General features: G+C 58.3%; 14 protein-coding genes. 12 read left to right on the top strand and 2 right to left on the bottom strand.

The genetic code is table 11. From position 1 onward, the window contains the following. Positions 1–80: 80 nt before the first annotated feature. Both trpB and trpA read left to right on the top strand, forming a co-directional pair. Positions 81–1319: a tryptophan synthase subunit beta gene (gene trpB, locus JK208_RS11265; protein WP_211576257.1), complete on the top strand. Its 1239-nt coding sequence runs from the start codon at positions 81–83 to the stop codon at positions 1317–1319. Continuing rightward, positions 1316–2128: a tryptophan synthase subunit alpha gene (gene trpA, locus JK208_RS11260; protein WP_211576256.1), complete on the top strand. Its 813-nt coding sequence runs from the start codon at positions 1316–1318 to the stop codon at positions 2126–2128. Before trpB ends, trpA begins: the two co-directional genes overlap by 4 nt. A 43-nt stretch (positions 2129–2171) precedes the next feature. On the opposite strand, the gene JK208_RS11255 is transcribed toward trpA, so the two are convergent. Beyond that, positions 2172–2735 carry an HdeD family acid-resistance protein gene (locus tag JK208_RS11255; RefSeq protein WP_194262742.1) on the bottom strand — a complete coding sequence of 188 codons (564 nt, stop codon included), beginning with the start codon at positions 2733–2735 and terminating at the stop codon, positions 2172–2174. A 273-nt stretch (positions 2736–3008) separates the two neighbouring features. Here JK208_RS11255 and accD point away from each other — a divergent pair, with 273 nt between their 5' ends. From accD to JK208_RS11240, 3 genes are read left to right on the top strand one after another with little or no spacing between them, the layout of a single operon-like run. Beyond that, the gene (gene accD / locus JK208_RS11250) at positions 3009–3878 is read left to right on the top strand and encodes an acetyl-CoA carboxylase, carboxyltransferase subunit beta (protein ID WP_194262743.1); all 870 of its coding nucleotides are present in this window, start codon (positions 3009–3011) and stop codon (positions 3876–3878) included. Beyond that, positions 3878–5200 (top strand): folylpolyglutamate synthase/dihydrofolate synthase family protein, encoded by a 1323-nt coding sequence (locus JK208_RS11245; RefSeq protein ID WP_211576255.1) that lies wholly within the window; start codon positions 3878–3880, stop codon positions 5198–5200. The genes accD and JK208_RS11245 overlap by 1 nt, the downstream gene beginning before the upstream one ends. Before the next feature lie 44 nt (positions 5201–5244). Continuing rightward, the gene (locus tag JK208_RS11240; protein ID WP_099286014.1) at positions 5245–6759 is read left to right on the top strand and encodes a replicative DNA helicase; all 1515 of its coding nucleotides are present in this window, start codon (positions 5245–5247) and stop codon (positions 6757–6759) included. A 540-nt stretch (positions 6760–7299) separates the two neighbouring features. Here JK208_RS11240 and JK208_RS11235 read toward each other — a convergent pair. Further along, positions 7300–7608 carry a helix-turn-helix domain-containing protein gene (locus tag JK208_RS11235; RefSeq protein ID WP_235993467.1) on the bottom strand — a complete coding sequence of 103 codons (309 nt, stop codon included), beginning with the start codon at positions 7606–7608 and terminating at the stop codon, positions 7300–7302. Between the two features lie 197 nt (positions 7609–7805). On the opposite strand from JK208_RS11235, the gene JK208_RS11230 reads away from it, so the two are divergent. From JK208_RS11230 to JK208_RS11200, 7 genes are all read left to right on the top strand, one after another. Next, the gene (locus JK208_RS11230) at positions 7806–8111 is read left to right on the top strand and encodes a transcriptional regulator (protein WP_194262746.1); all 306 of its coding nucleotides are present in this window, start codon (positions 7806–7808) and stop codon (positions 8109–8111) included. After that, positions 8111–8677, top strand: coding sequence for a hypothetical protein (locus tag JK208_RS11225; protein WP_211576254.1), 567 nt, complete (start codon positions 8111–8113; stop codon positions 8675–8677). The genes JK208_RS11230 and JK208_RS11225 overlap by 1 nt, the downstream gene beginning before the upstream one ends. 440 nt (positions 8678–9117) lie before the next feature. Further along, the gene (locus JK208_RS11220; protein ID WP_194268669.1) at positions 9118–9270 is read left to right on the top strand and encodes a hypothetical protein; all 153 of its coding nucleotides are present in this window, start codon (positions 9118–9120) and stop codon (positions 9268–9270) included. Positions 9271–9346: 76 nt separating this feature from the next. Then, positions 9347–9715 (top strand): hypothetical protein, encoded by a 369-nt coding sequence (locus JK208_RS11215; protein WP_349291985.1) that lies wholly within the window; start codon positions 9347–9349, stop codon positions 9713–9715. Further along, on the top strand, positions 9699–11012 hold the full coding sequence (locus JK208_RS11210) for a phage terminase large subunit (RefSeq protein ID WP_211576252.1): 1314 nt from the start codon (positions 9699–9701) through the stop codon (positions 11010–11012). Before JK208_RS11215 ends, JK208_RS11210 begins: the two co-directional genes overlap by 17 nt. Before the next feature lie 46 nt (positions 11013–11058). Then, entirely contained in the window at positions 11059–12477 is a 1419-nt protein-coding gene (locus JK208_RS11205) for a phage portal protein (protein ID WP_194262751.1), read from the top strand. Next, positions 12474–12989, top strand: coding sequence for a phage scaffolding protein (locus JK208_RS11200; RefSeq protein ID WP_249202111.1), 516 nt, complete (start codon positions 12474–12476; stop codon positions 12987–12989). The genes JK208_RS11205 and JK208_RS11200 overlap by 4 nt, the downstream gene beginning before the upstream one ends. The last annotated feature ends 9 nt before the right edge of the window (positions 12990–12998 follow it).

Here is a 12998-nt window from a genome sequence, read left to right as displayed (position 1 = left end):
CCTGAAAACGGCGAGACGGATGGACGGCGGGGGCTGCTCTTGGTATCGCATTGGAGCCCTGAAGCGGAACCGAGTGCGGTATGACGAACACATCTTCCCCCCTATCTTCCTCTCTGGCCAATTCGCTTCGTTCCGGCCCTGACCAACGGGGACGGTTCGGGATTTTTGGTGGCCGCTTTGTTGCGGAAACGCTGATGCCGCTACTGTTCGAGCTGGACGAGGCCTATCGCGCTGCGCAGGCTGACCCCGCGTTCCGCGAAGAGCTGGACTATTATCTGAAGGATTATGTCGGTCGTCCGAGCCCGTTGTGGTTTGCCCGGCATCTGACGGAAGAGCTGGGGGGGGCGAAGGTCTACTTCAAGCGTGAAGAGCTGAACCATACAGGGTCGCACAAGCTCAACAACGTCATGGGGCAGATTCTCGTGGCTCGGCGCATGGGCAAGACCCGGATCGTTGCAGAGACGGGTGCGGGGCAGCATGGTGTGGCGACGGCGACGGTCTGTGCGCTGTTTGGTTTGAAATGTACCATTTACATGGGTGCGACGGACGTTGAGCGGCAGAAGCCCAATGTGTTCCGCATGCATCTGCTGGGTGCGGAAGTGAAGCCCGTGACGGCCGGGGCGGGGACGCTCAAGGACGCGATGAACGAGGCCATGCGTGACTGGGTGGCCAATGTTGCGGATACGTATTTCCTTGTGGGTACGGTGGCCGGGCCGCATCCGTATCCGGAGATGGTGCGGGACTTCCAGTCCGTGATCGGGGTTGAGACCAAGGAGCAGATCACTCAGGCCGAGGGGCGTCTGCCGGATGTGATTGTGGCGGCTATTGGTGGCGGTTCGAATGCGATGGGGATTTTCCATCCGTTTCTGGACGATGCGGATGTGAAGCTGATTGGTGTCGAGGCGGCGGGGCACGGGCTGGATTCCGGAAAGACGGCGGCGTCCATTTCCCGTGGGCGGCCGGGTGTGCTGCATGGCAATCGGACCTATCTGCTTCAGGACAAGCACGGCCAGATTGAGGAAGCGCATTCGATCAGCGCGGGGCTGGATTATCCGGGGATAGGGCCAGAGCATTCCTGGCTGAATGATATCGGTCGGGCCGAGTATGTCGGCGTGACGGATAAGGAGGCGCTTGAAGCGTTTCAGGTCTGTACGCGGACGGAGGGCATCATTCCGGCCCTCGAATGTGCGCATGGGCTGGCGCATGTCATGAAAATTGCGCCCACGATGGCGAAGGACCAGATCATCGTTCTGAATGTTTCGGGTCGTGGGGACAAGGATATCTTTACTGTGGCGCATCATCTGGGAGTGAAGCTGTGAGCCGGATCCAGACACGTTTTGCAGCTCTGAAACAGGAAGGGCGCGGAGCGTTGATTCCGTATCTTCAGGCCTGTGATCCGGATTATGACACCTCGCTGGAGTTGCTGAGGGCGATGCCGGGAGCGGGGGCGGATCTGATCGAGATCGGTGTGCCGTTTTCCGATCCGTCCGCGGATGGACCGACCATTCAGGCAGCGGCCCTGCGTGGACTGAAGGCCGGGGCGACGCTGGGGCTGGTGCTTCAGATGGTCCGGGCGTTCCGTGAGACGGACAGTGAGACGCCGATCGTGCTGATGGGGTATCTGAACCCGATCGACAGTTATGGCCCGGCGGAGTTCTGTTTCGATGCGGCGCAGGCGGGTGTGGACGGGATCATTGTCGTCGACATGCCGACCGAGGAGGCGGACCTGCTGGATGCTCATGCGCGGGAAGCCGGGTTGGACATCATTTCTCTGGTGGCGCCGACGACGTCGAATTCCCGTCTGTTCCATGTGCTGCGGGATGCCACCGGGTTTGTCTATTATGTGAGCATTACCGGGATTACCGGGACGAGCAGCGCGAGTGCTGCGGATCTGGAGAAGGCGCTGCCGCGTATCCGGGAAGCGACCAATCTGCCTGTGGCGGTCGGGTTCGGGATTTCCACGCCGGAGCAGGCGCGGACGGCGTCTCGGATCGGGGATGCGGCGGTTGTGGCTTCTGCTCTGATCAAGACCATGGCGGGTACGCTTGAAGACGGGCGGGGGACGGAGCGGACCGTTCCGGCTGTTCTGGCGCAGCTTGAGGCATTGGCTGCGGCTGTTCGGGCTTGATGTTTGGCATTCCGACAGGCTGAGCCTGTCGGAACGCGTTTGATCAGGTGTTGTTGCGCAGGGAAAATCCGAACATCATCGTTGCGAAGCCTGCCATCAGCAGTTCTACGGCGATGAACATGCCGATCAGCCAGAGGCCGGACCAGGGCAGTGTCATATAAAGCAGGATTCCCACGACGAGCGTGATGAGGCCACTGAGGGCCAGCATGATCCAGCTTTTGTTGGTGCGGTGTCCGCCAGCCCAGAAGGTTCGGGCGAGGCCTGCGAAGATCAGGCAGCCTGCGAGAATGGCCGTGATGAAGATCGAGCCGGTTGCAGGTTCCTCGATCAGGAGGATGCCGCCAAGGATGTAGAGGCCGCCGATCAGTCCGGACAGCCACTGGTTCGGGACGGGAAGCCCGCGATGGGCGAAGCTCTGCATGACCTGTGCGACGCCGCCCACGATCATCAGGACGCCGAGGACCACCATGCTGGCGAGGGTGGTGGCGATGGTGTCGAGGGCGGCCAGAATCCCGAGAACGATCAGCATAGCGCCGAAGCCGATGAACCAGCCGGGTTTAAGGCCCTGGGGGTTGGGAAAGCGAAGGGTGTTGAAGCTGTCGGACATGGTTTTCTCCGGTTGGGAGCTGGGTTTGTTTTGGCTGATCTCTATCGGGAGGCCTGCCGGTTTCGTGACACAACGCATGATATCGCGGTTCGTATCAGGCAGGATGACATGTTTTGTAAGGTGGGTAGGAGAGATAAGGCAGGGTAGTTGATGGTTGGGCTGGCATAATCGATGTCCTGACGCTAAAACGCGCCCAGAGAATGTGGCCCTTCGCCGGGCTTTACCCCTACTCCGTCCTTTGTTCTGAAGGCGGCCAGAAAGTAATGAGACGACATGAGCTGGATGACCGACTACGTCCGACCCAAGCTGCGTGGCCTGCTTCAGCGGGATGTGCCGGACAATCTGTGGACTAACTGTGAATCCTGCGGGCAGATGATGCTCACCAAGGAACTGGAGCGGTCCGAGAAGGTCTGTCCGCATTGCGGCCATCATATGCGTGCGACGGCGAAGGAGCGTCTGGGTTGGACGTTTGATGGTGGGGAATACACCACTATCGAGTTGCCGAAGATGCCGGTCGATCCGCTGGGGTTCAAGGATTCCAAGCGTTATACGGATCGTCTGAAGGATGCGCGGAACAAGTCCCATCTTGATGAGGCGCTTGTGGTTGCGCATGGTCTGATCAAGGGACAGAAGGCTGTGGTTGCGGTCATGGCGCCTGAGTTCCTGCTTGGGACCATGGGAGCTGCGCTGGGTGAGGCATTCGTGGCGGCCTGTCGTCTGGCCGTTCTGCAGAAAGCGCCTTTGGTGGTCTATACGGCTTCGGGTGGGGCGCGGATGCAGGAAGGCGCTGTCAGCCTGATGCAGATGCCACGGACGACGATCGGTGTGCAGATGCTGCAGGAAGCGGGTCTGCCCTATGTTGTTGTCTTTACGAATCCGACGACGGGTGGTGTCTCGGCCTCCTTCGCGATGCTGGGGGATGTGCATATTGCCGAGCCTAATGCGCTGATCGCGTTTGCGGGGCCGCGCGTCATTCAGGATACTGTTCGTGAGAAGCTGCCGGAAGGCTTCCAGCGGTCGGAGTATCTTCGTGAGCATGGGATGGTCGATATCGTAGCCAAACGCTCGGAGCTGCCGGAACTGCTGGGGCGGATTCTGGGCATTATGACGCGTCAGAAAACCGTTTCTGACTCGGCGATCTGATGACTGCGGAGCGTGGGGCGCCTGTTCGGCTGTCCGGCGAATATCAGGGGCGGCCGGGGGCCGTACTTGCGCGGCTTCAGGAGCTTTATCCGGCGCTAATCGATCTTTCGCTGGGGCGACTTGAGGTGCTGCTGGCAAAGCTGGGCCATCCTGAGCGTCATCTGCCGCCTGTGATTCATGTGGCGGGGACGAACGGTAAGGGCAGCACATGCGCCAATCTGCGGGCGATTGCTGAAGCGGCCGGGCTGCGGGTGCATGTCATGAGCAGCCCGCATCTGGTGAGCGTGACCGAGCGGTTCCGGCTGGCGGGGAGGTTGGTGGATGAGGATGTGCTGGTTGCTGCGCTTGAGACGGTCGAACGCGTTAATGCCGGTGCTCCGATCACGGTTTTCGAGGTTCTGACGGCTGCGGGGTTCTTGCTGTTTTCGCAGATTCCAGCAGATTTGGTGGTGCTGGAAGTCGGGCTTGGGGGACGGCTGGATGCGACCAATGTGGTGCCGAAGCCTGCTGTTTGTGTGATTACGCCGGTCAGTCTGGATCACGAAGCGTTTCTGGGGGGCACTGTTGCGGCGATTGCGGGGGAAAAGGCTGGGATCATTAAGGCTGGAGTTCCAGTTGTTTCGGCGGTCCAGGCACCGGACGCTTTGAATGTCATTCGGCGCCGGGCTGCGGAACTGGGTGCGCCACTTCGGGTGGTTGGAGAGGATATCTTCGTCACTGAACAGGTGAATGGTCTGAATTACCGGGATGCGGACGGTGTTCTTTCGCTGCCGTTGCCTGCATTGAAAGGCCAGCATCAGGCCGGGAATGCGGCTCTGGCCGTGGCGGCTTTGCGTGTGTCAGGGCTGAAGCTGCCGCTTGTGGCCTATCAGGGGATTGCTCGGACATTCTGGCCTGCACGTTTGCAGAGGCTGGACGGCACGTTGGCCGGGATGCTGCCTGAGGGGTGGGAATTGTATCTTGATGGCGGACACAATCCCGATGCCGGGCAGGTTCTTGGGGCGGTGCTGGAAGGCTGGAAAGACCGGCCTGTCCACGTGATTGCGGGTGTGAAGCAGACCAAGGATGCCTCCGGGTTCCTGAAGCCAATTATCGAACGTGCCGCTTCCGTTCAGGCGGTGTCTGAGCCTGGGCAGCATCTGGCGATGCCGGTTGAGGAAATCATTGCCGCTTCTGGTGGGCGGGCGATCGCCGGTCCGACGGTCAGAGCGGCGTTGGAGCGTCTGGTTTCCGAAGGGGGCGCCCCGGCCCGGGTATTAATTTGTGGCAGTCTTTATCTGGCGGGTGTGGTTCTGGCAGAGGATGGCTGGATCGCCAGTTAATCCGTTTCTGGGGACGGAGTGGGATGTTAGAAGGGCGCGTGAACATGATCGAATCGCATTCCTCTCCGTCCGCTTCTGATGCTTCCTCAAACGATGGAGATCTGGGTCTCCTGCTGAGGCGCAGTCCTCCGTCCAGTGTTGCTGCCGAACAGGCGCTGCTGGGCGCCATTTTGACGAACAACAAAGCGTATGAGCGGGTTTCGGATTTTCTGGAGCCTGCTCATTTTTCCGATCCGCTGAATGGTCGGATCTATGAAGCGATTGCCCGGCGGATTGAGCGGGGGCAGTTGGCTGATCCTGTGACTATGCGGGCCGAGTTCGAGCATACCGGTGTTCTGGATGCGGCGGGTGGGCCTGCCTATCTGGCCAAACTGCTGACGGCGATGGTCGGAATCGTCAATGCGGGTGATTACGGGCGGGTGATCCATGATGCCTGGGTGCGGCGTCAGCTGATCGATATTGGTGAGACGGTCGTTAATAACGCTTTTGGAGCGCGGCCGGATCTGGATGGATCGGATCAGATCGCGGCGTCCGAAGAAGCGCTGTTTAAGCTTGCGACGGAGCGGGGCCAGGAAGGCGGTTTCGTTTCTTTCACTAATGCTCTGACGGAAGCGGTCAAGGTTGCGACCAAGGCCTATCAGCGCACCGGCGATGTGGTGGGGCTTACGTCGGGTCTGCGGGACTTCGACAAGCGGACCGGCGGTTTGCATCCTTCCGATCTGATTATCCTTGCCGGTCGCCCTGCAATGGGCAAGACGGCGCTTGCGACCAAAATTGCGTTTTCGGCGGCGCGGTCGATCCTGCGCGACGCTGAGGATAGTGGCGAAAAGCCCAAGGGGTCGGTCGCTATTTTCTCGTTGGAAATGTCGTCCGAGCAGTTGGCGACCCGTATTCTGTCGGGCGAAGCTGAGGTTTCGGGCGAAAAGATCCGACGCGGTGACATCGGGCAGAAGGAATTTGACCGCTTTGTCCGCGTGGCGCGGGAGCTCCAGCGGCTGCCACTTTATATTGACGATACACCAGCGATTTCTCTCTCCGCCATGCGAACGCGCTGTCGGCGGTTGGCTCGGACGCAGGGGTTGAGTCTTGTAGTCGTGGATTATCTCCAGTTGATGCGGCCTGCGATCGGGACCAAGCCTGACAGCCGTGTTCTGGAAATTTCAATGATTACGCAGGGACTTAAGGCGATTGCGAAAGAGCTTTCTGTGCCGGTGATTGCGCTGTCCCAGTTGTCGCGTCAGGTCGAATCGCGCGAAGACAAACGACCCATGTTGTCGGATCTGCGCGAATCGGGCTCGATCGAGCAGGATGCGGATGCGGTCATGTTCGTATATCGCGACGAGTATTACCTGCAACAGCGTCAGCCTAAAGACAGCGCTTATGACAGCAATGACAAATTCCAGGTTGCGACAGAAGAGTGGCAGCGCAAGATGGCGTTGGTGCACAACAAGGCCGAGCTGATTCTTGAGAAGCAGCGGCATGGCCCTACCGGAATGATCCAGTTGTATTTCGAAGGGGAATATACCCGTTTTGGGGATCTGGATGTTATTCATGAGTAACTCTCCGGAGGAGGGGAGTACTTTGAATGGCGTTGTATCTTGATAAGGGGCAGCGTTAAAAGTACGCGATATTTGCTCGAAAAAATCGTTATGCTTTTTTCGGGAATGTCTTGGCTAGAGAGCGGACATAGAACGTCGTAATTGGTTAATTAATACAAAACCAGTACGAATTTCATCAGGATTCTACGTCTGAAAAAAGCTGAAATATGAAACTCTTCCCGGCGGTTTCGCAAAAGGGAGGAGTGCATCTTTTTTCTGGATTATGGCTGCAATGCAGAAAAAGAGCGGCAGCTAAAACCTGTCATAATGGCTCAAAGCCACATTTGTTTCTTGACCCAGTGGCACAGTGCCATTAATTTATCGTTAATCGGTGGTTGCCATGGGGGCGATTGACGGGGAAGGAAAGGAGCCGGTCATGAGTTCAGACTGTCTGATGGCCGGGGATATTTCCGATTTGTTCATTCCATCGATGAAGCGAATTTATCGTGTTGTATCGAATGGGGGGCACCTGAATGCGTATGGAAACCAGTGAAACGGTCACTAATGGATCTCCTCATCTGGTCTCTTGGGCGGATCAGGTGTGTCGGAAGGCGTGTTTCTGTCCGTGTTCTGAGCCATGTCTTGCCGCTGGAGCACCAGTTCTGGGTGCAGAGCAGCCAGTCGCAGGGCCAGTTCTTCGTCGGTACGACCGTTCAGGACGCCTTTTAGAAGAAAATCGGTCGATACGCGTAGCCGGTTCGAGAGCGCCGCGATGAGAAAGACGCTGGGCGCGCGGTCGCCGCGTTCAATCTTGTTCAGCGTGGAAGCGTCCACGCCCAGCAGGCGGGCGCATTCGCTCTGGTTGGGCATGACGAGCTCACGGGCCCAGGAAATGCGAGTTCCTATGGCTCGTTGGAGTGTGGTCAGAGAGTCTGGGCGCTTGTGTTTGGCCATGAGGCCTTTTTAGCAATGGCTTTATGCCAAATCCAGAAGAAGTTTTTTTTATCATGCTCTATGGCATTTTGCCAAAAATTAGTGGCAGTTCCATACTGAGGAAGGATGTTGAGATGAGGCAGGTCAAATCAGGTTCCGTACCGCGTCGTGTATCCGCAAGCGCCCTTGCTGCCATGCTTGCGTCTGATGGTTGGCTACCGGAGCGTGGGAGCGTGCGCAAGGGGCGTCGTCGTTCCGCACAGAAAACATCCGGGAAGTCTACGCCGCGGGCTCGCGTGGTAATAGATCGGGAGACGGCCGAGGCTCTTCCTGCAGGGCATCCTGTCAGTTGGAATGCGTTGTGGGGCGCGGATCTGGTCCCGGTTTTTCCGGGATTACAGCCAATGGGCAGTCGTGATGCCGGTATGGAGATCAACTGATGTTTGGAATGGTGCAGGAGGTGTCTTTGTCAGGCGCGCATGCGGGATCTGACGTCATGGTGAAGCCGACTGCGGAGCGGTATCAGCATTCCGAGATCCGTGAAGAGAATAAGGCGTTCCGGGTCGTGAATGCGGTGCAGTCCATGTATGACGCAGGCGATATCGGAGACGACGAACTGGCTGCTGCGGATCGGTGGTATCGCGAATATGTTTTCGCGTCTCTTGGAGTGATGGAAAATCCGCAGTCTGATGGTCGTGTGAGGGAGCGTGGTGACATCCATACATGGATGATTGGACGGGGACAGTGTTCTGCGCGGATGAGCCAGATTCGTGAGATGCTTGGTCTTTGTGCGCATGTGCGTCTTGAGATGCTTCTGGCACGTGAGATGTCGTTTTCGGCCATGGCGCGACATCTCTATCCAGCGCTGTCGGAAGGGCGTGCGCGAATGAAGGTTTCGGCGCAGTGTGCGTTGCTTCTGGAGCAACTGGCGCATGTTTATGAGGTGATTTCCAGAAAGAAACATAAGAAAAAATATGTTAACGATAAATTATCTATTGATATGTGAGCGCAGTTTTGATATAAGAAATGCATACTGAAGAATTATACATAAATATCCAAAGCCGATCTTCTGAAAAGGAGGTCGGCTTTTATTTTGGAAGTTTCCTGGCAAATGGAAAAGTGTGAGATTTCTTCTGGTAGTGTTGTGTTGTCTGGTCGTCAGACGTTTATTGTCCTTCAAAATAAATCCGATTCACTTGTGGGATGCCCATTTGTGTATGAGGGGGAGCCAGTTCATCGGGCTGATGTTGCTTTGGAGTGGCACGAACTGGTGGATGCGGGTCTTTCACGCCTGGATGTGAGATGCAGGTCCATTCCCTGTCAGCGTTCGGTTTTGTCGGTGCGAGTGATCGGGCGGGTTGCGCCGGAAACTTTGGCACGTGTGGCTGTGCGGGCTGAGCGTGAGCAGATGCAGCGTAATGTGGAGGTTCAGGCGCGGAAAAGAACGTGTCAGAGCAGCGTGCATCTGCGGCAGAAACCGGTTCGGGCTGTCTGGCTGGAGGGGGGCATGATGATGAGCCGCAGGGAGGCTGCGCTGAGATCTGGCTGAGGGTCGGTTCTCAGGTCGATCTGGGGAAGAAGGTTAAAGCAGATGGGTGAAGAAATATCCGGCAAATGTTCCTTGCGGCGGGAGCAGTCAGAAGAACGGAAAAAAAGGTTTCTCGAGCATCTGTCTGTGAGTGGAAATATTTCGGAAGCCGGACGTGTTGCAGAGGTTCGGCGGAGTACGCTGTATCTCTGGAAAGAGGCAGATCAGGATTTTTCATCCCGTTGGGAAGATGCTCTGGAGGAGGCTGCGGATGCTCTAGAAGCGGAAGCGCGGCGGAGGGCTGTAGAGGGATATGATGAACCCATTACATATGCGGGGCGTGTTGTCTGCGATCCGGATACGGGAAATCCTGTTGTCCGCAAGCGGTACAGTGATGGTTTGATGGCATTTCTGCTTCGGGCGCATCGTCCATCCCGTTTCAGGGCTGGTATGGAGGCTGATGGACGCTCGGGAGTAATCTCGATCAATATCAGCAGTGATGACAGCGCCCTTTAGGCTGAATGACTCGCAGCGTGAGGCGGTGCGACTGCTCGGTGGGCCGGCAAGGCATATTCTTCTGAGAGGTGGGTCGCGGTCGGGGAAGACCTTTGTTCTGGTTCGGGCCGTTGTGATACGGGCGTTGAAGGCTCCGGAAAGTCGCCATGGTATTTTTCGTCATCGGTTGACGGCCCTGAAGGCGTCGGTTCTGCGGGATACGTTTCCGAAGGTTATGCGGATGTGTTTTCCGCAGGTTGGATGGAAGTTGGACCGGCAGGACTGTGTTGTAACGTTTCCGAATGGATCGACGATCTTTTTCGGAGGGCTGGATGACGAGCAGCGGACCGAGAAGATTCTGGGTCTGGAATTTGCGACGGTTTATCTGAACGAGGCCAGTCAGATCAGTTATGGCGCGCGGAACATGCTTCTGACGCGTCTGGCACAGAAGACGGGCCTTGTGGTCAAGGAATATATCGATGCCAACCCGCCTACGATGGGGCATTGGCTTTATGCGCTTTTCGAAAGCGGGATCGAGCCTAAATCGGGGGAGCCGGTAGGGGATCGGTCGCTTTATGCGACGATGATCCTGAATCCGCAGGCGAACCGGGACAATCTGAGCGAGGATTATCTTGCCAGCCTGGAAGCGCTTCCCGAGCGGGAAAAACGGCGGTTTCTGTATGGTGAATATCAATCGGTTGTCGAAGGTGCGTTGTGGCGGCTGGAGATGTTCCGTCGGGAGGCGGCGATTACGGCGCAGAGCCGGGCGGATGTTGCGGCTCGGATGCGGCGTATTCTGGTGTCTGTTGATCCTTCTGGGGCGGCGGGACCTGAAGACTACAGGTCCGACGAGATCGGGATTGTGGTCTGTGGCGTTGATGCGGCTGGTGTGGGGCATGTTCTGGAAGATCTGTCTGCCCGGGATAGTCCGGCGGGCTGGGCTGCCCGGGCCTTGCGGGCATTTGATGACTGGGGTGCTGAACGCATTGTTGCGGAGCGGAACTTCGGGGGGGCTCTGGTAGAGGGCACGATCCGGAGTGTGCGGGCGCATGCTTCCGTCAAGCTGGTGACGGCGGCGCGGGGCAAGGCGGCGCGTGCTGAGCCGGTTGCGGCGCTCTACGAGGTTGGCAGGGTTGTTCATCATGGCCGGTTGACGGTGCTTGAGGATCAACTCTGTCATTTCTCGGTCAGTGGATATCGCGGGCCACGGTCTCCGGACCGGGCGGATGCGATGGTCTGGGGGCTGAGTGAACTGATGCTTGCCGGAAACGGCGGCATGACGGGCTGGAGCTCGTCTGGATTTTCGCTGGCGCGCTGAGCCGACCGTTTCAGGTCGGCGAGTGGCCTGAAACAATGGAGAACACATGGACTGGTTGTCCCTGCAACAGCGTTATGCTGTTCCCGCGGGTGCGTCCGCGCGGACGGCGCGGCTGCTGGCGCTCAAGCGTGTTCTGGATGGGACGCAGTATGATGCGCTGCCGCATCCGTTCTCGATGGAGAAGTCGGGAGCGGGCGAATATATCCCGTTATCCAGTCGCCGTCCTTCGGTCCGGACCAATCTGTGTCGGACGGTTGTGGATGAGGCGGTTTCGCTCCTTTTTGGGGATACGCACTGGCCGGGTCTGGTGACGGACGATGCGCGGGTGGCGCATGCCATGAGCACGTTTGCTTCGCAGACCAGACTGGCGTCGCTTCTGATGGAAGCGGCGCGATTGGGGTCTGTCGGGTCGGTTGCGATCCTGTTTGAAGTGTCCGCAGGGGTTCCGAAGCTGTCTGTTCTGGAAACGGCTTATCTGACGCCGTTCTGGGATGATGCGACGGGCGAACTGTTGCGGGTCGAAGAAAGGTTCCTGGTCCGGGGGCGAGATCTGGCGGCGCAGGGTTATCCGATTGCGGGTGAGCTTCTGGGCGCGCAGTTCTGGTGGCAGCGGGTCTGGACGCCGGTCGACTGTGCGGTGTCCGTGCCGTGGCTGGTGGGAATGGATGGTGGGGTTCGGGACGAGAGCCGTTCCGTTCGTCATGGGCTGGGGTTTGTGCCGATTGTGTGGACGCGCAATCTGGGTGGACCCTGTGGGCGCGATCCGGAAGGCGAGTGCACGTTCGAGCGGGCCATCGATACGGTGATCGAAGCGGATTATCTGTTGTCTCAAGCAGGGCGGGGGCTGAAATATGGCTCCGATCCGACGCTGGTCCTGAAAACGGGTGGCTTTTCGGACGGGGTGGCGCATCAGGGCGGTGCGGCTTCGGCGCTGACGCTTCCGCCTGAGGGAGATGCGAAGCTTCTGGAGATCAACGGCAATGCTGCGGGCGCGGTGCTCGATCATTATCGGGAACTGCGGTTGGTGGTGTTGGAGCAGCTTCATGGAAACCGCGCGCATGGTGACAGGGTTGGCGGCGCGCAGTCCGGCAAGGCCATGGAGATGATGTGTCAGCCGCTGATCTGGCTGGTGGATCGTCTGCGGCATTCCTATGGGGAAGGTGCACTGCTGTCGATTTACCGGATGGCGTGTCGCTTTTCCTGTGTTCTGGAAAACGGGCTGCGGCTTGGGGGCGAACTGGTCAAGGACCTGCCGCATTGCCGCATGAGTTTGCGGTGGCCGGCGTGGTTTCCGTCCACAGACCCGGAACTGCTGTCGCTGGTGCAGGGGCTGGTGGTGGCGGTTTCTAATGGAATTCTGAGCCGTGAGACTGCGGTTCGGATGTTTGCAATGGCATCGGGAAATTCTGATCCGAATACGGAATGGAAAATGCTGGAGCAGTGGTGTGCTTCTGAACAAGCATGAGTGTTGACGGGGGAATGATGTCCGGAACTGATGACACCATTGAGGATGTGGATGCTCTGCGTCAGGCGCTGAATGAAGCGCGGAGCGAGGTTGAGGCGGTCCGTCAGGAAATGACGGATGTTGTGACGCGGCGGGAGACGCTTCAGCGCAGTCATGAAGAAGCGCTGACCCGGATGCGGGAGGAGAGTAACCGCGAGGTTATTGTGTCGGCGCTCAGGGCGGAAGCGATCCGCAATGGTGCCCATAATCCTGATGATGTTGTGCGGCTGATTGATCTCAAAGGGATCGAGCGGGGCGAAGACGGCTCGGTGGTTGGTGTGTCCGAGGCTTTGCAGCAGGCCCGTCAGGAGCGGGCCTATCTGTTTGGTGAGGTGCTGCGGCCTGGATATTCGAGCGGAACGACGGTCGGGCAGGCAGCGCCTCGTCCGGGCGGGGTTGAACCGTTCAATGCGCGGGCCGTCAGCGAGGCGGATTACGAAACGCGCAAATGGCAGTTTCTGGCTCAGAAGTGAGCTTCGGAG

The sequence above is a fragment of the Gluconobacter sp. Dm-74 genome, from assembly GCF_018256135.1.
In the GTDB taxonomy this organism is placed as follows: Bacteria; Pseudomonadota; Alphaproteobacteria; order Acetobacterales; family Acetobacteraceae; genus Gluconobacter; species Gluconobacter cadivus.
This window is presented reverse-complemented; position numbering and strand designations above follow the sequence as displayed.